This window comes from Amorphoplanes friuliensis DSM 7358, from assembly GCF_000494755.1.
Taxonomy (GTDB): domain Bacteria; phylum Actinomycetota; class Actinomycetes; order Mycobacteriales; family Micromonosporaceae; genus Actinoplanes; species Actinoplanes friuliensis.
In genome coordinates this window covers 6,769,466-6,789,413 of the sequence record NC_022657.1, presented here as the reverse complement: position 1 = coordinate 6,789,413, position 19,948 = coordinate 6,769,466, and the positions used below count along the sequence as shown (strand labels likewise).

Genomic DNA, 19,948 nt, shown 5'->3' with positions numbered 1-19,948 from the left:
GGGCTTAATAGAAAGGTTTGTTGACTATAGGCAGGAACTGGGTGACCATAGGTCGTCGCCGCGCCCATGACGGTCGCCGGTCGATCACGTTGGGGGACGTGCTCGCTGAGCGCGTATTTGTCGTCACCGGAGGTACGCCGACTTATGCCGAATCATGGCGAATTGCCAGATCTGGCCGCGACAGTTCTACAGCCCGGCTTTGTCGGCACCACGGTGCCCGACTGGGTCCGGCGCCGGCTGGGTGAGGGGCTGGGCGGCGTTGCGCTGTTCGCCCGCAACGTCGAGTCGCCCGCGCAGGTCGCGGCGCTGACCGCCCAACTGCGCGCCGAACGGCCGGACGTCATCGTGGCCATCGACGAGGAGGCCGGTGACGTCACCCGCTTCGAGTCGCGGCACGGCAGCTCCCGGCCCGGCAACCTCGGCCTCGGCGCGATCGACGACACCGACCTGACCTCCGCCGTCGCCCGCGACCTCGGCCTGGAGCTGGCCCACGCCGGCATCACGCTGGACTACGCGCCGGACACCGACGTCAACAGCAACCCCGACAACCCGGTGATCGGCGTCCGCGCGTTCGGCGCCGAACCCGGCCTCGTGGCCCGGCACGGCGCGGCGTGGATCCGGGGCCTTCAGGAGTCCGGCGTCGCCGCCTGCGCCAAGCACTTCCCGGGTCACGGCGACACCGCCGTCGACTCGCACCACGACGTGCCCCTGATCGACCGCAGCCGCGAGTGGCTGGACGAGGTCGAGCTGGTGCCGTTCCGGGCCGCCATCGCCGCGGGCGTGCAGTCGGTCATGACCGGTCACCTGCTCGTGCCCGCGTACGACCCGGACCTGCCCGCGACGCTGAGCCGGCGGATCCTGACCGGGCTGCTCCGCGAGGAGCTGGGCTTCGAGGGCCTGATCGTCACCGACGGCATCGAGATGCAGGGCGTCCGCCGCGCCTACGGCCTCGAGGGCGCCACCGTGCGCGCCCTGGCCGCCGGCGCCGACGCCATCTGTGTCGGCGGCGACCACGCCGACGAGCAGACCGCGCTCCGCCTGCGGGATGCCATCGTCGCCGCCGTCCGCAGTGGCGAGCTGCCGGAGGCGCGGCTGCGCGACGCCGCGGCCCGGGTCCGCAAGCTGGCCGCCTGGACGCTGGAGACGCAGACCTCGATCGGCGCCCGCGCCGTGGCCGACGCCGCCGGATCGGACGCGCACGAGGTCGCCGTGATCGGTGGATCCGTCGTCGGCCAGGCCGCCGCCCGCCGTGCGGTCCGCGTGACCGCCACCGCGGACGCCCCGGACCTGCCGCTGACCCTCCCGCCGCACGTGGTCGAGTTCGCCCCGCCGCGCAACATCGCCATCGGCGCCGAGACGCCCTGGGGTGTGGGCGCACCGCTGAACACCCTGCTGCCGGGGACCACGTCGGTCCGGCTCTCCGCCGACGACCTGGCCGGCGTGACCGACCCGGTCGCCCCGATCCTCGCCGGTGCCGGCGCCCGCCCGCTGGTGCTCGTGGTGCGGGACGTGCACCGGCACCCGTGGATCGCGGACGCGCTCGAGCGCACCCTGGCCGTGCGTCCCGACGCGATCGTGGTCGAGATGGGTGTGCCGGTCGTCGTCAGCGGCGGCCTGCACCTCGCGACCTATGGCGCCACGCGGGCCTGCGGTCAGGCGGCGGCCGAGATCATCGCCGGCACCTCGGTGCCGCACCTGGCGTCGCAGGCGCTCGCCGCCTGACGGTTCAGTTCGCGACGAGGTCGTCGTACTCCGGGTGCTCCGCGACGTACTTCGCGAAGAACGGGCACGCGGGGACGACCTTCACGCCGCGCTCCCGCAGGGCGTCCAGGGTCTGTCCGGCCAGCGTGCCGCCCAGGCCCTGACCCCTGTACGCCCGGTCGACCTCGCTGTGCACGACGACCACGGCCTCGTCCCGGACGCGGTAGTCGGCAAAACCGGCCACCTCGCCGTCGACGAGGATCTCGAAGCGGTGGCGGGCCGGGTTGTCCTGCACGGTGACGTCCATGCGTCCCAGCCTAGGTTGGCGGACAGCCCGTACTCTTGATCGGGTGATGAACACCGCAGCACCGCGTATCGCCGCCCTGTTCACCTCGGCCGCTCTGGGTCTGGCCCTCCTCGCCGGATGCAGCAGCGACAACGTCAGCTGTGGACTCGACCAGTGCACCGTCACTCTCGAGCGCAGCACCAGTGCCAGTGCCAGCGTCCTCGGCGTGGAGGCCAAGTTCGTCAGCGCCGACGCCAACACGGTGACTCTCGAGGTGGCCGGGGAGCAGATCCAGCTCACCAAGGGCCAGCAGGCCGTGGACGTCGCCGGCCTCCAGGTCACCCTGGACAGTGTCACCGCCGACAACGTCGGCTTTGTCGTGTCTCGCTAGCACGATCGGCCGGCACGGGCAGCAGGTTTCAAAAAGTTTGCTGCAGGTCAAAGAAGGCGGCATGTCAGCCACCCAGCAAGCCCGCAGCTCGGCCTCCCGTGCCGCCGACAGCAAGCCGCTCGAATATCTCGCCCGTGGTGGCTTCGTCATGTACGGCGTCATCCACCTCCTCTTCGCCTGGCTCGCCCTCCAGGTCGCGTTCGGCAGCTCGGCCGAGAGCGACCAGTCCGGCGCGCTCCAGGAGCTCGCCACCAAGCCGTTCGGCAAGGCGCTGGTGGTCATCGCCGTCATCGGCATGATCGCTCTGGCCATCTGGCAGGCGTTCGAGGCCGCGATCGGCGAGAGCGGTCAGCAGGGCAAGGAGGCGATCGCCGAGCGGGTTGTCTCCGGCGCCCGCGCGATCATCTACCTGTCGTTCGCCTGGACCGGGATCAAGGTGCTGCAGGGCTCGAACGCCTCGACCGGCGACAGCCAGCAGAAGGGCGCGTCCAGCCTGATGGACAACAGCGGCGGCCGCTGGCTCGTCGGCTTCATCGGCCTCGTGGTGATCGGCGTCGGCATCGGCCTGCTGGTCTACGGCATCACCAAGAAGTTCGAGCAGAAGCTCAACACGCAGCAGATGAACGCGACCGTCCGCAAGACCACCCGTCGCCTCGGTGTTGCCGGCTACTCCGCCAAGGGTGTCGCCTACGCCATCGCCGGTGGCCTCATCGTCGCCGCGGCCGTGACGTACGACCCCGAGAAGGCCCGTGGCCTCGACGCCGCGCTGAAGCTGCTGGTGGACCAGCCGTTCGGCCCGTGGCTGCTGGCCCTGGTCGCGCTGGGCATCGCCTGCTTCGGCGTCTACTGCTTCTCGCAGGCGCGCTACCGCAAGGTGTGACGCAGAGCAAAGTCCGACCTTCCGCAATCAGGTTCCACGAACCGGCGGGCAGGGCAAGGTAGATCGCTGGCAACGACCCCTGAACCAGGAGAGGGAAACCGTGACCAGCGTTATGACCGCCCTGCTCGCCGTTGTCGTCGCGGCGGGCTCAGCGCTCGTGCTCGTCGAGGTGGTGCACTGGATCCTCAGGCGTCTCGGCCGCCGATCGACCCTGCTGGACGACCTGGCGACGACGGCACACAAACCGTTCCTCGCCACCATGATCGTGTTCGCCGTGCAGCAGGCCCTGCGGGGCTTCGCCGGCGACTTCCCGGGCCGCACCGGCGTTCTGCACGCCCTGGTGATCCTGGTGATAGCTTCCGTCGCCTGGCTCATCGGCGCCCTGCTGCTCGTCCTCGAGGACGCGGCCCTGGCCCGGTGGCGGGTCGACGTCGCCGACAACCTCAAGGCCCGCCGGCTCAAGACCCAGGTGGTGATGCTGCGCCGGGTCACCGTCGCCGTCATCGTCGTGGTCACCCTCGGCGTGATGCTGATGACCTTCCCCGGCGTCCGTGCGCTCGGTGCCAGCTTGCTCGCGTCGGCCGGACTCGTCTCGGTCATCGCCGCGCTGGCCGCGCAGAGCACGCTGGGCAACCTGATCGCCGGTCTCCAGCTCGCCTTCAGCGACGCCGTGCGCATCGACGACGTGGTGGTCGTCGAGGGGGAGTGGGGCCGCATCGAGGAGCTCACCCTCACCTACGTCGCGGTGCAGATCTGGGACGACCGGCGGCTCATCCTCCCCACGTCCTACTTCACCACCAAACCCTTCCAGAACTGGACGCGTACGGGCTCAGCGGTGCTCGGCACGGCCGAGATCGACGTGGACTGGTCCGCGCCGATCGAGCCGATGCGCGCGGAGTTGCGCGCGGTGTGCGAGGGCACGGAGTTGTGGAACGGCCGTGTCTGCGTGCTGCAGGTGACCGACGCGGTCGGCGGCATGATCCGGCTGCGGGCCCTGGTCAGCGCCGATGACGCGGGCTCGCTGTGGGACCTGCGCTGCCTCGTGCGCGAACGCCTGGTCGCCTGGGTCTTCGAGCACCGCCGCGAGTCGCTGCCCCGGGTGCGCGCCGAGGTGGGCGAGAGCAGCCGCATCCTGCCCGCGCGGTCCGGGTCACGGCCGGGGATCGAGCCCGAGGCCTCCGACGACGCCCGGGTCTTCAGCGGAATCGGCGACGGCAACGAACGTGCGGCCACTTTTGGTGGCCCGGAGGAGCCTGTTGTCGCCTCTGCGTCCGGTATGCGGCAGTAATTCTGGTCTTCGTACGCGAGGATTGATCCGGCCCTGTGCAGGGCATACAAGCCTTCATTGGGAAAGGAGGACACCATGGCCGATGTCCTGAACGGTAGCCCGGTCCGTCCGGCGACCGACCAGTCCACCTCGGAATTGGTACAGAAGGCGAGCGAGCAGCTCTCTCGTCTGGTGAAGGATGAGATCGCGCTCGCAAAGGCGGAGCTCACGGAGAAGGGTAAGCACGCCGGCATCGGTGTGGGTCTGTTCGGCGGAGGAGGGGTGCTCGCGCTGTACGGCGTCGGGGCACTGTTCGCCACGCTGATCATCGTTCTCGATCTGTTCCTGCCGCTGTGGCTCGCCGCCCTGATTATCACCGTGGTGCTGTTCGCCACGGCCGGGGTCCTGGCGCTGCTCGGCAAGAAGCAGGTCACCCAGGCTGTCCCGCCGGAGCCGTCGGCCGCCATCGCCAGCGCGAAGGCGGACGTCGATGAGGTCAAGCACGCGATCAAGACCAGGAGCCGGGCATGAGCGACAACAAGAACGGATCCTCCGGGGGCAAGCCCGACGTGGCTGCCCTCCGCGAGGAGATCAAGCAGACCCGCGCGGAGCTCGGCGAGACCGTCCAGGCCCTCGCGGCCAAGGCGGACGTCAAGGCGCGGGCCAAGGAGCAGGTCGAGCAGACCAAGCAGAAGGCCCGGGCGCAGGTGCACGACGCGACCGAGAAGGTCCGCGGAGCCGCTGCCGCCGCCGTGGGTGTGGCGTCCGAGAAGGTGCGCACCGCCACCGGCCAGGCCGGTGACAAGGTCGCCCCGGCCCTCGACAAGGTTCGTGAGACCGCGGCGACGGCCGGCGACAAGGCTCGTGAGTCCGGCGCGCTGGACAAGGTCCAGGAGGCCCGGGTGCAGGTCCGGCGCAACCCGGTCCCGTTCGCCGCTGTGCTCGCGGCCGGTGTGGCCCTGGTCGGCATCATCCTGATCGTGCGGGGGAGGCGTAAGTGAGCAGCAAGCTCCAGAAGGTGGCGTACAAGCCGGTCGGGCTCGCGCTGGGCCTCGGTGCCGGTGCCATCGCCGGTTTTGTCTTCAAGGAGATCTGGAAGCTCGCCTCCGGTGACGACGACGCCCCGAACGCGACCGACGAGGACCGTGGCTGGGGAGAGATCCTCGCCGCGGCGGCACTGCAGGGTGCCATCTTCGCCGCGGTGCGGGCGCTCGTCGATCGCGGAGGCGCTGTCGGCGTCCGTCGTTTCACCGGCGAGTGGCCGGACTGATCGACCGCAACGCATAGACCCCGGTCAAGGCCTCCGGCGCTCCCTGAGCGCTAGCGGAGGCCTTTTCCGGTTCCGTGGGCGTCGACGGGATTCTCCCGGGGGGCAGCTTTCGGGCTACTTTTTCGGGTACAGTGTGGCCAGTTTTTGTGTACGTGGTTCAGGGGTTCGTCCTTCTGAAAAGCCGCCCCTCGCGGTGCCGCTGCTCGAAAACGACCATCGGCCCCGCATCACCGGGCCGGCATTTTCAGAAGGAGAGTTCAGCATGGCGCAAGGAACCGTGAAGTGGTTCAACGCAGACAAGGGCTTCGGCTTCATCACCGTCGACGGCGGGGGTGCTGACGTGTTCGTCCACTTCTCGGCCATCCAGAGCAGCGGTTACCGCACTCTGGAAGAGAACCAGCGGGTCGAGTTCGAGATCGCCCAGGGCCAGAAGGGCCCGCAGGCGGAACAGGTTCGCCCGCTCTGATGCCAACCTGCCGGCGGCGACGCCGGCTGTCGATCGCCTGGCGGAGATCGGCTTGAACAACCCCGCATCCCCTGTTCAGGGGTGCGGGGTTCTTCTGTTCCGCTACTGCTTGCTCCGGGCGCGGGCCCGGACGCCGACGACGATGAGCGCCAGGCCGGCCACGGCGACGACCGGCCCGATCACGGCCCAGATCGTCACGCCGCTCATGACGCTGCCACCGAGCAGGTCGAAACCCTGCGCGGTCCACAGCACGCCGATCACGAGGGCGAGCGCGCCCCCGGTCAGCCACGGCCAGCCCTTCATGGGCACTCCTTCACCAGCGGTCATGGACCTGGGGCCTGATCAGCTCGTCGTAGACCGACCGGACGGCGGCGTGGGCCTCGGCGTCGAGCGGCGCGAGGGCGGCCGCGGAGGCGTTGCCCTGAGCCTGCTCCGGGTTGCGGGCACCGGGGATGACCACGGTGACGCCGCTCTGGTCGAGGATCCAGCGCAGCGCGAACTGCGCCATGGTCGCGCCCGCCGGCACGTGCGGCTTGAGCCGGCGTACGGCCTCGAGGCCGGTCTCGAAGTCGACGCCCGAGAACGTCTCGCCGACGTCGAAGGCCTCGCCGTGGCGGTTGTAGTTGCGGTGGTCGTCGGCGCCGAACGTCGTGTGCTCGTCGTAACGGCCGGACAGCAGCCCACTGGCCAGCGGCACCCGGGCGATGATGCCGACACCGGCGGCCGCGGCGGCGGGCAGCACCTGCTCGAGGGGCTTGAGCCGCAGCGCGTTCAGGATGATCTGGACGCTGGCGGTGCCCGGCCGGGCGATGGCCGCCAGGGCCTCGTCGACCTTCTCGACACTCACGCCGTAGGCCGCGATGCGCTTCTCCTGCACCAGCGTGTCGAGGGCGTCGTAGACCGCCTCCGTCGAGAACACCGGGGTCGGCGGGCAGTGCAGCTGCACCAGGTCGAGGGTTTCGACGCCGAGGTTGGTGCGCGAGCGGTCGGTCCACGCCCGGAAGTTGTCGAGCGTGTAGTTGCCGGGCTCCTGCGGCACCCGCCGGCCCATCTTGGTCGCCACGGTCAGGTGCGGCCGGTCCTTGATGAACTGCCCGATGACCTGCTCGCTGCGGCCGTCGCCGTAGACGTCGGCGGTGTCGATGAAGGTCACGCCGGAGTCGACCGCCGCGGCCAGCGTGGCGTGGGCGTCCTCCTCACTGACGCTTCCCCAGTCGGCGCCGAGTTGCCAGGCGCCGAGTCCGATCACGCCGACGGTGCGGCCCATCCGGCCGAAGCTGCGATTCTCCACCCCGTGACCCTATCCGTCCGGTGGTACGGTGCAAAAAAGACGTACGTACGGTTTGGAGAAGTGAGATGTGGGATCCCGCTGTCTACCACCGCTTCGGCGCCGAGCGTTCACGCCCGTTCTTCGACCTGACCAACCGCATCGGCGCCACGGAGCCCCGCGCCGTGACCGATCTCGGCTGCGGTCCCGGCGAGCTGACCGCGAGCCTCGCCGAGCGCTGGCCCGGCGCACGTGTCACCGGTGTCGACTCCTCACCCGAGATGATCACGAAGGCGCGGGACCTCGGCGCGCCCGTGGAGTTCACCGTCGCCGACCTGCGCGACTGGGAGCCGGGCCCCGGCACGGACGTGGTCGTCACCAACGCGGCCCTGCAGTGGGTGCCGGGCCACCAGCAGCTGATCAGCCGCTGGGTGCGGGCGCTGCCGCCCGGCGCGTGGTTCGCCATGCAGGTCCCGGGCAACTTCGGCGCCCCCTCTCACCGCGCCCTGCGCGAGGTCGCCCGCAGCTCCGCGTACGCGGAAACGGTCGGTGAGCTCGTCCGCGAGGCGCCGGTGGACGACCCGGTGGGTTACGCCGGCCTGCTGGCCGACGCCGGTGCCGCGGTCGACGCCTGGGAGACGACCTACGTGCACCTGCTGCCGGTGGCCGGGGAGGACCACCCCGTGCTGAGGTGGATGGAAGGCACGGCGCTGCGCCCGGTGCGGGCCGCCCTGGACGACACGCGGTGGCAGGACTTCCGGGCCGCCCTCGGTGCCCGTCTGGCGGCGGAATACCCTGCCCGGAACGGGTTCGTGGCGTTCCCGTTCCGCCGGATCTTCGTGGTGGCGACCACCGCACAGGGGGAGAGAAGTTGACCGACCTGACCTCGTTCATCGCCGGGTTGCCCAAGGCCGAGCTGCACGTGCACCACGTCGGCTCCGCCTCGCCGCGCATCGTCGCCGAGCTGGCGGCCCGGCACGAGGGTGCGAGCCCGGTGCCCGCCGACCCGGCCGCGCTCGCCGACTACTTCGCCTTCCGCGACTTCGGCCACTTCATCGAGGTCTACCTGAGCGTCGTCGACCTGATCCGCGACGACGAGGACGTCCGCACGCTGACCTACGAGGTGGCCCGCGAGCTGGCCCGTCAGCAGGTCCGGTACGCCGAGCTGACCATCACGCCGTACTCCCACGTGCGACGGGGGATCCCGGCGCCGGCGTTCTGCGCGGCCATCGAGGACGCCCGCACGGGTGCGGCCGCCGACTTCGGGATCGACCTGCGCTGGTGCTTCGACATTCCCGGTGAGGCCGGGCTGGCCGCCGCCGAGGAGACCCTGCGGATCGCCCTCGAGGAGCGGCCCGCCGGGTTGATCAGCTTCGGGCTCGGCGGCCCCGAGGTGGGTGTGCCGCGGCCGCAGTTCAAGCCGTACTTCGACAAGGCCCGCGCCGCCGGGCTGCACAGCGTCCCGCACGCGGGGGAGACCACCGGCCCGGAGACCATCTGGGACGCGCTGCGCGACCTGGGCGCCGAACGCATCGGGCACGGCATCTCCGCCGCCCGGGACCCGCAGCTGATGGCCTACCTGGCCGACAACCGGATCCCGCTCGAGGTCTGCCCGACGTCGAACGTGCGGACCCGGGCCGTGGAGAGGATCGAGGAGCACCCGCTGCCGGTGCTGGTCGCCGCCGGTGTGCCGGTGACGATCAACTCCGACGATCCGCCGATGTTCGGCACCACCCTCGAGGAGGAGTACGCCGTCGCCGCCCGGCTGCTCGACCTCGACAAGCCCGGCGTGGCCGGCCTGGCCCGCGCAGCCGTCCAGGCGTCGTTCCTGCCGGCCGGCGGCAAGTCCGCCCTGCTGGCCGAGATCGACGAGTACGCCGCCACCAGCTAGAGCGGCTCCTGCCAGATCGCCAGTACGGCGACGATGCCCAGGGTCAGGATCGTCACCGCCCGCACGACCCGTCGCCAGTTGACCTGGCGCGGGCCGTCGTCGGGTTCGACTTCCGGGTCCGTTTGTACGTCCGTGTCCAGCATCGTCACTCCCCTCGCCCGGGCCTCAGCCGGGAACCGCTGTCCAACTCTGGTGCCGGGCCTTGTCCGGCTGCTGCAGGACGAGCAGCCGGGCCGCGCCGAAACGCTGGCTGCCCACACCGGCGACCAGGCCACCGGCGGTCGTTCGCAAGCTGAATCCGTGATCGGTGGCGAACAGCGACCAGCGGCCGCTGTCGGCCCGCGTGCAGTCGCCCTGCACGAGTGGCGCGCCCGCCACCGGGTTGCCGTCGAGCGGCACCACACACTTGCCGGTGGCCCGCGACTGCAGGGAGAACGAGGTGCCCCCGGCCGGGACCAGCTTCCACTGTTGCTGCGAGTCGCCGTCCACGCCGCCGAGTGTCACCGGCGTGCCGTTCGCGGTCCGGGCGGCGTACAGGTCGGCCGCACCGCCGGTCAGTGAGTTCGTCAGGACGAACCAGGCGTTCGCGGCCGGCCGGGCCGCCGGCGCGGACTGCGCCGTGCCCTTGGCGACGTAGCCGGTCGCCGTGCTGCGGATGGTCACCTGATATTTGGCGTCCGGTCGCAGGCCGATCAGCCGGGCCCGGGTCGCGACCGTGGTCGCGATCTTGACCCCGTCGACCTCCACCTCGTACGTCGCCTTGGGGGACGCGGCGCTCCAGGTGAGCCGGACGGAGGTGCTGGTGGGCTCGCGGACCTCCAGGACAGCCTGCACTGCCGGGGCCGCCGCCTGTTGCGTCGGCACGGGTGCGGTCGGCTCGCCGGTCGGGTCGGCAGCGGGCGCGCCGGTGGTCGGCGGGGCCGCCGGCTCGGTCGCGTCCGGACCGGGCGGCGCCACGGCGTCACCGCCGCCGTCGGACTCGTTGCCGCCGGTGGGACCCGGCGCGGGCACCTCTGCGGCCTCGGTGGACGGTGTGGCCCTCGGCGTCGCGTCCGGCTCGGCCGGCGGAGCGTTCGGGGCGTCCGGCAGGTCGTCGCCGCCGTCGCCGCGCAGCAGGAACTCGCTCTGGGCGACGTTCCAGCTCTTTGTGAGGTAACTGCCCGGTGACGGGTTGGTGTTGAAGTAGTCGTCGTGCCCGCAGTCGAGGCGGTTCTCGTGCTTCTTGGGGCAGACGGTCCGCAGCGCCGTGCCCGAGCGGTCCTTGGCGCACAGCAGGTCGTAGTCGTCGGTGCAGCTGCCGGAACCCGTGGAGTTCGGCGAGTCCTGCAGCAGCGCACCGAACATCTGGGTCACCTCGAGGGCGGCCACCACCGAGCTCCAGCACCCCGCGTCGACCCGGCCGTACGACGGACCGCCGTTGTTGCGGTTGCCCAGCCCCGGGCGGTTGTCGGCGACGAACGTGCCGATGCCGCAGTACACGTTCGAGTCCGCGAAGATCAGGTATTTGCGGTCGGTGCGGTTGTAACCGAGCGTCTGCAGCGCGTCGATGTTGCCGGTGAACGACTCCAGGGCCGCCTCGGGCACCTGCACCTCGGCCACGTCGACCCGGCACTGCGGGGTCGTCACGAAGCGGACGTGCCGGGAGCCACCGGTCTCGGCGGCGCTCGCGTCGAAGATCTGGTCGACGCCCGCCGACCAGGTGCGCATCGAGCCGAGGAAGTCGGTGTACCGGCTGGGCGTGCCGAACTCGTGCAGGTAGAGCACCTGGACGCGCTTGCCGGTGCGGCCGTCGCCCTCGCAGGCGACGTCGTGGGTGCCCATGATGAAGTCGGCCTCGCCGGGCGCGGCGTCCGGGATCAGTGCGGGTGCGCCGGGCGACAACGAGCTGCCGCCCTGGTCGCGCACGATCTCGGCGTCGGGCGGCACCGCGGCCGCCTCACGCCTCGGCTCCTCGGGCTCCGGCACCTTCGCGGTCACCGGCGGCACGTCCCGGCTCACCTTCAGCCCGGCGGGCGCCGGGTCGGGGCCGTGCGTGCAGGTCTCCTCGTCGAGCTCGTAGATGCCCGCGCACAGCGAGTCGGCGGAGGCCGGCACGAGGCCGTCGTAGACCAGCCCCTGGCCGGGGTCGTCGTCCGGCAGCGAGGCATAGGTGATGCGTTCGCGGTCCTGACCCTTGTCGTCCGGGCTCCACGCGCCGCCGACGACACTCGGCCCCACCACCCCGCCGATGCCCAGCACGGCCACGCCGAGCAGCACCGGCAGCAGCCGGTGCGGTCGGGGCGACGCCCGGCGTCGTCCACGCTCGGGGACCGCGCGCCGTTTGACCGGCAGCGGCTCCGCCCGGGGCGCGGGCCGGCGGTGGGTGGACAAACCATCTCCTCGTGCTGCGGGGGCGCGGTGGGAGGGGGTTATGGGGTGACCACCTCCCACCGCGAGGTGGCTGTCCCGGTCCCCGGTGTGGGGAGTTGCTGCGGTGCGGGGACCGGAAAGCCGGATGGGATCGGCATTGAGCGTGCCAGCCCGGCGGCGCCAGGGGAACGCCTTTAATACAGATCTAAGCAATCGTTGTACCGTCCGGGTTGTTTCGCGGTCTGCGGTGCGCTGCGGCCGTTTTTCACGACTCGTCCGTGCGTTGATGCGGCCACTTGCGCTTCACCGGATCGCGTTCCCGGGCCAGCCGGCCGACGAGCCCGAAGCGGCTCGCCTGTTTCGGTGACGCCTCGGCGTCGGCCAGCAACATCACCACGCTGGCACCGCCCATCGCGGCCCGGTCCAGGCTCACCGAACCGCCGGTGGCCTGCGCCGCCCGCCGTGCGATGTCCAGGCCCAGGCCCGTCGAGCCCATTTCGCTCTCGCCGCGGCGCAGAGCCTTCTCCGGGTCGTCGATGCCCGGTCCCGCGTCGTCCACACGAACTGCCACCCATCCGTCACGGCGGGTGATGCCGACCTCGAATGCCGTGCCCTGCGGGGTGTAGCGGAAGACGTTGCCCAGCACGGCGTCGAGCGCCGCGGCCAGCTCGGCCCGGGCCACCGGCACCGGGATGCGCAGGTGCGCGCCGACCACGCGGTACTGCCGGTCCTGGTCGCCGGCCAGCGCCGACCAGAAGACCATGCGGTCCCGCACCACCTCGCTCGCGTCGCACACACCCTCCTCGGGCGCGGCCACCTGCGCGGCGACGGCCTGCCGGGTGGTGTTGATCAGCTGGTCGACCTCACCCTCGAGGGTGACGATGGCCTGGCGGATGCGCCGGATGCCCCGCCGCCGATCGAGCTCGGCGGCCGAGAACTCCCCGATGTGGGTGTCGTCCGGGTCGAGCGCCTCGGCGTCCAGCCGCAGCACCGTCAGCGGTGTCCGCAGCCGGTGCGACAGGTCGGCGACCAGCTCACGCTCGCTGGTGCGCGAGGTGACCAGCCGGTCGGCCATGCGATTGAAGGCGTACCCGGCCTCGGCCAGCTCGCGCGGGCCCGACGGCTGGATCCGGACGCCCAGGTCACCGCCGCCGACGGCCATCGCGGCGTGCACGAGGTTGCGCACCGACGCGACCGCGCCGCGGGCCAGCCGGTCGACCACGATCACCGAGCCGATGACCAGGCCCAGCATGATGCCGAGAAGGATCCACCAGTCGCGGGAGGTGCCCTCGCTCAGTGCCTCGTCGCTGACGAAGACCTCGACGACCGAGGTCTTGTCGGCAGAGGCGGAGGCGGATCCGGCGCGGGCCGGCTCCAGCAGGACCAGTCCACCCGTGACGTCGACAACGACGGGTTCGGTGCCCTTGGCGGCGTCGAGGACGTCGTCGGCGCCGGCCCGGGTGTTCCCGGTGTTGCCGGGCGGGTGCACCAGCAGTCCTTCGCCGGCCGCCGCGACCGTGGCATCCAGCGCCTTCTTGTTGGCGCCCGAGACGATGGCGCCCGCGACCTTGGCACTGCGCTGCTCGGCAGCGGAGATGGCCTTGTCACGGTGGTCCTCCCGCAACTCCCAGCCCAGGGGGACCAGGAAAGCGAGAGCGGCGATGGCGGTGGTGGCAGCGCTGACGTAAGCCAGCCGTGCCCTCAGTCCGGCGCCACCAACCGGAATCCGACCCCCCGCACGGTGCGCAGGTAGCGAGGTTTCGCCGCGGACTCGCCCAGTTTCCGACGGAGCCAATACAGGTGGACGTCGATCGTCTGATCCTCGCCTACCGACGGCTGTCGCCATACCTCCTCCAACAGCTCACGACGGGACACGACCCGGCCCGGGCGGGCTGCCAGATAGGCCAGCAGATCGAATTCCTTGCGGGTCAGTGCCAGGGCCTCGCCGGCAAGGAGCGCGCTGCGCTCGCCGATGTCGACCCGCAGCTCGCCGACCTCGTGCACGGCGGGCTGCGCGGTGCGGCTGGCCCGGCCGACGCGGCGCAGCACCGTGGTGATGCGCGCGTCCAGGTGGGCGCCGGTGAACGGCTTGACCATGTAGTCGTCGGCGCCGGCGCGGAGCAGGCGCACGACCGTCTGCTCGTCGTCACGCGCCGTCGCGATGATGATCGGGACGTCGGTGATGCCGCGCAGCATCCGCAGCGCGTCCGAGCCGTCGAGGTCGGGCAGGCCCAGGTCGAGCACCACCAGATCGGGCGTCTCCGCGGCCACCCGGCGCAGGGCGTCCAGGGCTGTGCCGACGGCGTGCACGGCGTGCCCCCGATCAGCCAGTGACCGGAGCATCGCGCCGCGCACGACGTGATCGTCTTCGACGAGCAACACCGTGGCCATGCTGAGAAGGTACTGCCCTTGGCAAGCCAGACCGAATTTGTCATTGAGAGGATTGTTTCCAGCACGGAGAGTGACCAAAAAGGCGAGCGGTATGCTGCGGGGACCGATGACCTTCACACTCTTCCCAGAATCCCGCCTCGCCCTGGCCACCGACAGTCTTGCCGGTCTTTCCGTGGGTGACGCGCTCGGCGCACAGTATTTTGTCCCCGGCAACGCCGCCGCGGACCTGGCCCGCGGTGATCTGCCCACACCGCCCTGGCCCTGGACCGACGACACCGAGGAAGCCTGCTGCCTCGTCGCCGTCCTGACGGGCAGTGACGAGCTCTCCTTCGACCGTGACCGATTTGCCGACCTGCTCTCGGAGCAGTTCGACGCCTACCGCGGCTACGGGCCCGGTGCCGTGGTCATGCTCCGGCAGATCCGCGAGGGCACACCCTGGCCGATCGCGGCCGCCGCGGCCTTCGACGGGCAGGGCTCGGCCGGCAACGGCGCCGCCATGCGCGCGGCGCCGCTCGGTGCCTGGCATGCCGACTCCCTCGCCCACGCTGCCGCGCAAGCGGTCCGGGCGGCCGAGGTCACCCACGCTCACCCCGAGGGGATCGCCGGCGGTGTCGCCGTGGCCGTGGCTGCCGCGATGGCCGCTGCTGCCCGGCTCGACGGTCACCGACCGCCGGCGGGCCAGCTGCTGGCCGCGGTGGCCGGTCTGGTCACGCCCGGCCACGTCCAGGACGGACTGCGCCGGGCCGTCCGCATCAAGGACGCCGCCGAGGCCGCCTACGAGCTGGGCACCGGCTCACGGGCCATGGCGCAGGACTCCGTACCGTTTGCGATCTGGGTCGCCGCGCAGCATCTGGACAACTATCCGGCCGCGATCACCGCGTGCGTCGCGGGTGGTGGGGACGTGGACACCACCGCGGCGATGGCCGGGGGGATCGTGGCCGCGTACACCGGGGTCGATGGCATTCCCGCGGCCTGGCTGGCCGCACGCGAGCCGCTGCCGAAATGGGTGGCCGCGTCGCGCGAAGGGTGAGCAAATGGTTCTACTAGCATTCTCAGCGAATCGGCTTTTTGATGAATGGAGATCACCGTGTCTGCACCCCGTACCCCTGTCGTGGCCGACGCCCTAGTCGTCCCGGCCGGGACCACGGCGGCCGACGCGGTGGCCGCCGCCGGCCTGCCCGCCGCCGGTCCGAAAGCGATCGTCGTCGTCCGCGACCCATCAGGCCGCCTGCGCGACCTGGACTGGGCGCCGGAGCTCGACACCGAGGTCACCCCGGTGCCGCTGGACTCGCCCGACGGGCTCAACGTGCTGCGGCACTCGACCGCGCACGTGCTCGCCCAGGCCGTCCAGGACATCTTCCCGGAAGCGAAGCTCGGCATCGGCCCGCCGATCGAGAACGGCTTCTACTACGACTTCGACGTGGCCAAGCCGTTCGTGCCCGAGGACCTGGCGAAGCTCGAGAAGCGGATGCAGGAGATCGTCAAGTCCGGCCAGACCTTCCGCCGCCGCGAGTACGGCTCGCTGGACGAGGCCAAGGTGGAGCTGGCGGCCGAGCCGTTCAAGCTGGAGCTCGTCGACATCAAGGGTGAGGTCGACGACGCCGAGGTGATGGAGGTCGGCGCGGGTGAGCTGACCCATTACGACAACATCGACAAGGACGGCAAGCGCGTCTGGGGCGACCTGTGCCGCGGGCCGCACCTGCCGACGACCCGGCTGATCGGCGCCTTCAAGCTGATGCGCAGCGCCGCGGCGTACTGGCGGGGCAGTGAGAAGAACCCGCAGCTGCAGCGGGTCTACGGCACCGCCTGGCCGACCCGCGACGAGCTGAAGGCGTACCTGAAGCTGCTCGAGGAGGCCGCCCGCCGCGACCACCGCAAGCTGGGCGCCGACCTCGACCTGTTCTCCTTCCCCGACGAGCTGGGGTCCGGCCTGCCGGTCTTCCACCCGAAGGGCGGCATCATCCGCCGCGAGATGGAGAACTACTCGCGGCAGAAGCACGAGGAAGCCGACTACTCGTTCGTCAACACCCCGCACATCACCAAGGCCAACCTCTTCGAGACCTCCGGGCACCTCGACTGGTACGCCGACGGCATGTTCCCGCCCATGGAGATGGAGGGCGCGAACTACTACCTCAAGCCGATGAACTGCCCCTTCCACGACCTGATCTTCCGGTCGCGCGGGCGGTCCTATCGCGAGCTGCCGCTGCGGATGTTCGAGTTCGGCACGGTCTACCGCTACGAGAAGTCCGGTGTCATCCACGGCCTCACCCGGGTCCGCGGCATGACCCAGGACGACGCGCACATCTTCTGCGCGGAGGACCAGATGGAGGCCGAGCTGACCTCCCTGCTGACCTTCGTGCTGCAGCTGCTCAAGGACTACGGCCTGGACGACTTCTACCTGGAGCTGTCCACCCGCAACCCCGAGAAGTCCGTCGGCACCGACGAGAACTGGGAGAAGGCCACCGAGACCCTGCGCCGGGTCGCGCAGGAGTCCGGCCTGGAGCTCGTCCCCGACCCGGGCGGCGCGGCGTTCTACGGCCCGAAGATCAGCGTCCAGGCCAAGGACGCCATCGGCCGCACCTGGCAGATGTCGACCATCCAGCTCGACTTCAACCTGCCGGAGCGCTTCGAGCTCGAATATTCGGCCGCTGACGGCACCCGCAAGCGGCCGATCATGATCCACCGGGCGCTGTTCGGCTCGATCGAGCGCTTCTTCGGCGTGCTGACCGAGCACTACGCGGGCGCGTTCCCGGCCTGGCTCGCGCCGGTCCAGCTGGTCGGCATCCCGATCCGTGACGACCACGCCGACTACCTGGGCGAGTTCGTGGCCCGGCTCAAGAAGGAAGGCATCCGCGCCGAGGTCGACTACTCCGACGACCGGATGCAGAAGAAGATCCGTACCGCCCAGCAGCAGAAGATCCCGTTCATGGCGATCGCCGGCGACGACGACGTGAACGGCGGGACCGTCTCGTTCCGCTACCGCGACGGCTCGCAGCGCAACGGCGTCCCGCTCGACGAGGCCGTCGCCCACGTCGTCGAGGTCGTGCGCTCCCGGATCAACACCGGGCCGTCCGCGGCCTGACCAGCAAAGAGCGCCGGGGGTACGCGTACCCCCGGCGCTTTTGTCAGGGTGTGACCGGCAGCCACGTCGTGGTGTCGGTGCAGTCCGCGATCGTCATGCCCTCGACCGTGCGGACCATCTCGTCGTAGCCGGTCCGGGCCAGGTTGGCGACCTCGAGACGCACCCCGCACGTGCCCGCGTCGATCAGCAGGTGCGCGCCCGGATCCTGTCTTTGGCTGTCCGGCAGGAACCGGGTCCTGTGCCCGCCGATGGTCCGCCAGTCCGGGCCGGGCTCGACCAGCAGCTCCGTCCAGCTGCGACTGGTCTTCGGCACCGCCAGGACGCTCACCGGCAGGCCGCTCACCCGGTCGTCCGTCGCGAACGGTGGCCGGGCCGGCGAGAAGCCGACGGTGGAGCTGAACTGGTAGCCACCCGGCGCGTTCCCGGTGTCGTTGTTCGACACGTAGCTGACCGGCAGACCGCCCGGGCGGTGCTCGAAGCGTACCGGGGCGGTGATCTTGCGGGGTGGTCCCAGCCGGACCGTCGCGCCCAGCCGGACCAGCGCTTCGCGGTTGCGCGCGTCGGACACGACGACCCAGGCGCCCGAGGCGTCCTGCCAGCCGACACCGGGCCGGAGAGATCCCGTCACCGTCATCGGGCCGGGGACGGTGCCGGCGAGGTCCTCGACGTGGAACGCCGGGTGACCGGCGACCGTGACCCGCTCGCCGGCGAGCAGGACGGCGGGGTCGAAGCTGCCCGGATCGTGCACGGTGACCGTGCCGCCGAAGTCGGTGATCTCCGGGCCGGAACCGCGCACGACGAGAAACTGCCGGGTGGCATCGATCCCGTGGTTGAGCACGAAGAAGCCCGGAGTGCCGACCATGGTCAGCGTGCTCTCGTCGGGGGCCCGGTACGGCGCCGGGGCAGCCGGCTGCGGCTCGGCCCGCAACCGCGCCGCCGAGAGGGGCACCACCACGGCGACGGCGGCGACCAGCGCCGCCGCCGCAGCGGTCCCGGCGATCCGGCGCCGGCGGCGGATCCGGGCGGCGCCGGTCCGGGCGGCCTCGATCAGGCCGGTTTCGACGGGCCCACCGGCGTGGTTGTCGAACGTCTCGCGCAGGTCCTCGATCGTGGTCACGGCAGGGCTCCTTCGTGCTCCGGCGCGGTGCGCAGCTCGATGCGCAGGGTGGCGAGGGCGCGGCTGGCATAACCGCGGACCGTGCTCGGGCGGCAGCCCAGCACCTCGGCGATCTCGTGGTCGGTCAGCCCCTCGTAGTAGCGCAGGACAAGAACGGCCCGTTGCTGCCGCGGCAGGCCGGCGAGCAACCGCCACAGCTCGTCGCTGTGCTCCGCGGGGCGGCCTGCACTCGGCTCCGGCGCGAGGTCGAGCGGCACCGTGGGCAGCTTCCGCCGGCGGCGCCAGGACAGGTACTCGTTGGTGACCATGCGGCGTACGTAGGCGTACTGGTCGTCGGCGCGATCGATGCGCGCCCACCGGACCAGGGCGCGGGCCAGCACGTCCTGGACGATGTCGCGGGCCTGTTCCTGATCCCCGCTGAGCAGCCTCGCGTAGCGCACCAGCGCCGGCAGCCGAGCCGCCGCGAAGTCTTCGAACCGCATCCCGGTCCTTCCCGTTGATGTTCCTCACCAGGAAGGACGCGGGGCACCCCGGATGTGCTGTGTCAGCTCAGCGGCGGGATCCACGATTCCGGGTCGGCGCAGTCGCCGATGGTCATGCGGTCGACGAGCTTCTCGAGCTCCGCACGCGTCAGCGCCGATTCGATGGTGACAACACAGCGTTCGGCCTCGACGGTGAGGCGCTTGCCCTGTTCGTACCAGGCCTGCAGGCCACCCGCCGTCGTCGGGCCGGTCAGAGCTGGGCGGCGTTTGTCCCAGTCGCCGTTGCGGGGCTCGGTGGTGATGATGACGTCGAGGCCGCCCGGTGGGCGGGCGTAGAGGCCGGCCCCCGACGGCTCGCGGGTGGCGCGGCTGAGACCGAGGGTCGGTGGCTGCCGGTCGAGCTGCTGGTCGGTGGCGCGCACGTAGGTCAGGTCCAGCCCGGCCGGGAGCCCGGCGCCCAGGCTGAGCGGCAGGCGCAGATCGCGGGCCGGGCCGACGCGGACAGCCGCGGCGAGGCGGAGCAGGTCGTCCCGGCCGATCGCGGCCTCGCCGACGCTGCGGGCCGGGTCGGCGTAGACGACGACCCACACGCCGGACGGGTCCGGGCGGCCGACCGCGGGCGCCTGCCACGGTTTGCCGTCCCGGGCCGTGTGCTCGGCGAAGGTGAAGTCGGGGACGTACCAGGCGTCGTTCACGCGTTCACCGACGGTCAGCTGCTGCTCGTCGAGGGTGCCGGGCGGGAACGCGGTCACCTCGCCGCCGTAGACACCGTCGGGCTTGCCGCTGAAGGCCAGATTTTGCACGGTCAGGCCCTGCCGCGCGCCGTCGGAGACACCGGCGGAGATCACGTAACCCGCCTTGGTGTCGAGGTCCAGCGTCACCTGCCAGGGCCGGCGGCCGGGATCGACGGGTGCCGCCGGTGCGGCGACCGGCTCGTCGCTGCGCCACTGGTTCGCGCCGATGATCACCGCCGCCGTGCAGGCGACGAGGACGGCCACCGACAGAGCGGCGATCCAGGTGCCGCGACGGCCTCGCGTATGGGTCCCACGCATCCGTGCACTCTATGACGGATGTCGATGTCTGGTGCGCACCGGGCACGGGAGCGCCG

The 19,948-nt window shown here is 71.2% G+C and carries 22 protein-coding genes; 12 read left to right on the top strand and 10 right to left on the bottom strand.

From position 1 onward, the window contains the following. The first annotated feature begins 144 nt into the window (after positions 1-144). Positions 145-1,722: a glycoside hydrolase family 3 protein gene (locus AFR_RS31400; RefSeq protein WP_041841275.1), complete on the top strand. Its 1,578-nt coding sequence runs from the start codon at positions 145-147 to the stop codon at positions 1,720-1,722. A gap of 4 nt (positions 1,723-1,726) precedes the next feature. Here AFR_RS31400 and AFR_RS31395 read toward each other — a convergent pair whose 3' ends face one another. Continuing rightward, on the bottom strand, positions 1,727-2,008 hold the full coding sequence (locus AFR_RS31395) for a GNAT family N-acetyltransferase (protein WP_023560843.1): 282 nt from the start codon (positions 2,006-2,008) through the stop codon (positions 1,727-1,729). Between the two features lie 46 nt (positions 2,009-2,054). Here AFR_RS31395 and AFR_RS31390 point away from each other — a divergent pair, with 46 nt between their 5' ends. The 7 genes from AFR_RS31390 (at position 2,055) to AFR_RS31360 (ending at position 6,261) form a co-directional block, all read left to right on the top strand. Continuing rightward, complete coding sequence (locus tag AFR_RS31390; protein ID WP_023560842.1) at positions 2,055-2,378, top strand: hypothetical protein; 324 nt, start codon at positions 2,055-2,057, stop codon at positions 2,376-2,378. Positions 2,379-2,439: 61 nt separating this feature from the next. Beyond that, positions 2,440-3,258: a DUF1206 domain-containing protein gene (locus AFR_RS31385; RefSeq protein ID WP_023560841.1), complete on the top strand. Its 819-nt coding sequence runs from the start codon at positions 2,440-2,442 to the stop codon at positions 3,256-3,258. A 100-nt stretch (positions 3,259-3,358) separates the two neighbouring features. Continuing rightward, positions 3,359-4,546: a mechanosensitive ion channel family protein gene (locus AFR_RS31380; RefSeq protein ID WP_041841274.1), complete on the top strand. Its 1,188-nt coding sequence runs from the start codon at positions 3,359-3,361 to the stop codon at positions 4,544-4,546. Positions 4,547-4,621: 75 nt separating this feature from the next. Then, on the top strand, positions 4,622-5,056 hold the full coding sequence (locus tag AFR_RS31375; RefSeq protein WP_023560839.1) for a phage holin family protein: 435 nt from the start codon (positions 4,622-4,624) through the stop codon (positions 5,054-5,056). Continuing rightward, positions 5,053-5,526, top strand: a complete 474-nt coding sequence (locus AFR_RS31370; protein WP_023560838.1) for a DUF3618 domain-containing protein — start codon at positions 5,053-5,055, stop codon at positions 5,524-5,526. Before AFR_RS31375 ends, AFR_RS31370 begins: the two co-directional genes overlap by 4 nt. Continuing rightward, complete coding sequence (locus AFR_RS31365) at positions 5,523-5,795, top strand: DUF4235 domain-containing protein (RefSeq protein ID WP_023560837.1); 273 nt, start codon at positions 5,523-5,525, stop codon at positions 5,793-5,795. The genes AFR_RS31370 and AFR_RS31365 overlap by 4 nt, the downstream gene beginning before the upstream one ends. 262 nt (positions 5,796-6,057) lie before the next feature. Beyond that, the gene (locus AFR_RS31360) at positions 6,058-6,261 is read left to right on the top strand and encodes a cold-shock protein (RefSeq protein ID WP_013732668.1); all 204 of its coding nucleotides are present in this window, start codon (positions 6,058-6,060) and stop codon (positions 6,259-6,261) included. 102 nt (positions 6,262-6,363) lie between these two features. Here the strand turns inward: AFR_RS31360 and AFR_RS31355 are convergent, their stop codons facing one another. Beyond that, complete coding sequence (locus AFR_RS31355; protein ID WP_023560836.1) at positions 6,364-6,564, bottom strand: hypothetical protein; 201 nt, start codon at positions 6,562-6,564, stop codon at positions 6,364-6,366. A 10-nt stretch (positions 6,565-6,574) separates the two neighbouring features. Further along, positions 6,575-7,552 (bottom strand): aldo/keto reductase, encoded by a 978-nt coding sequence (locus AFR_RS31350; RefSeq protein WP_023560835.1) that lies wholly within the window; start codon positions 7,550-7,552, stop codon positions 6,575-6,577. A 65-nt stretch (positions 7,553-7,617) separates the two neighbouring features. On the opposite strand from AFR_RS31350, the gene AFR_RS31345 reads away from it, so the two are divergent. After that, a complete protein-coding gene (locus AFR_RS31345; RefSeq protein ID WP_023560834.1) occupies positions 7,618-8,403 on the top strand; it encodes a trans-aconitate 2-methyltransferase in 786 nt (261 codons plus the stop codon). Beyond that, positions 8,400-9,419 carry an adenosine deaminase gene (locus tag AFR_RS31340; RefSeq protein ID WP_023560833.1) on the top strand — a complete coding sequence of 340 codons (1,020 nt, stop codon included), beginning with the start codon at positions 8,400-8,402 and terminating at the stop codon, positions 9,417-9,419. The genes AFR_RS31345 and AFR_RS31340 overlap by 4 nt, the downstream gene beginning before the upstream one ends. On the opposite strand, the gene AFR_RS47175 is transcribed toward AFR_RS31340, so the two are convergent. From AFR_RS47175 to AFR_RS31325, 4 genes are all read right to left on the bottom strand, one after another. Continuing rightward, positions 9,416-9,562 carry a hypothetical protein gene (locus AFR_RS47175; protein WP_023560832.1) on the bottom strand — a complete coding sequence of 49 codons (147 nt, stop codon included), beginning with the start codon at positions 9,560-9,562 and terminating at the stop codon, positions 9,416-9,418. The two genes, AFR_RS31340 and AFR_RS47175, sit on opposite strands and share 4 nt — an antisense overlap. A 22-nt stretch (positions 9,563-9,584) precedes the next feature. Then, the gene (locus AFR_RS31335; protein ID WP_023560831.1) at positions 9,585-11,789 is read right to left on the bottom strand and encodes an RICIN domain-containing protein; all 2,205 of its coding nucleotides are present in this window, start codon (positions 11,787-11,789) and stop codon (positions 9,585-9,587) included. Between the two features lie 244 nt (positions 11,790-12,033). After that, positions 12,034-13,392, bottom strand: a complete 1,359-nt coding sequence (locus AFR_RS31330) for a HAMP domain-containing sensor histidine kinase (RefSeq protein ID WP_023560830.1) — start codon at positions 13,390-13,392, stop codon at positions 12,034-12,036. 77 nt (positions 13,393-13,469) lie between these two features. Then, the gene (locus AFR_RS31325) at positions 13,470-14,159 is read right to left on the bottom strand and encodes a response regulator transcription factor (RefSeq protein ID WP_023560829.1); all 690 of its coding nucleotides are present in this window, start codon (positions 14,157-14,159) and stop codon (positions 13,470-13,472) included. Between the two features lie 106 nt (positions 14,160-14,265). Between AFR_RS31325 and AFR_RS31320 the strand changes: the two genes are divergently transcribed. Next, entirely contained in the window at positions 14,266-15,189 is a 924-nt protein-coding gene (locus tag AFR_RS31320; protein WP_041842970.1) for an ADP-ribosylglycohydrolase family protein, read from the top strand. A 57-nt stretch (positions 15,190-15,246) separates the two neighbouring features. Further along, a complete protein-coding gene (gene thrS / locus AFR_RS31315; protein WP_023560827.1) occupies positions 15,247-17,241 on the top strand; it encodes a threonine--tRNA ligase in 1,995 nt (664 codons plus the stop codon). Positions 17,242-17,284: 43 nt separating this feature from the next. Here the strand turns inward: thrS and AFR_RS31310 are convergent, their stop codons facing one another. The 3 genes from AFR_RS31310 to AFR_RS31300 form a co-directional block, all read right to left on the bottom strand. After that, positions 17,285-18,358 (bottom strand): hypothetical protein, encoded by a 1,074-nt coding sequence (locus AFR_RS31310; RefSeq protein WP_023560826.1) that lies wholly within the window; start codon positions 18,356-18,358, stop codon positions 17,285-17,287. After that, complete coding sequence (locus tag AFR_RS31305) at positions 18,355-18,840, bottom strand: SigE family RNA polymerase sigma factor (RefSeq protein WP_023560825.1); 486 nt, start codon at positions 18,838-18,840, stop codon at positions 18,355-18,357. Before AFR_RS31305 ends, AFR_RS31310 begins: the two co-directional genes overlap by 4 nt. 62 nt (positions 18,841-18,902) lie before the next feature. After that, positions 18,903-19,892, bottom strand: coding sequence for a hypothetical protein (locus AFR_RS31300; protein ID WP_148308117.1), 990 nt, complete (start codon positions 19,890-19,892; stop codon positions 18,903-18,905). Positions 19,893-19,948 lie beyond the last annotated feature (56 nt).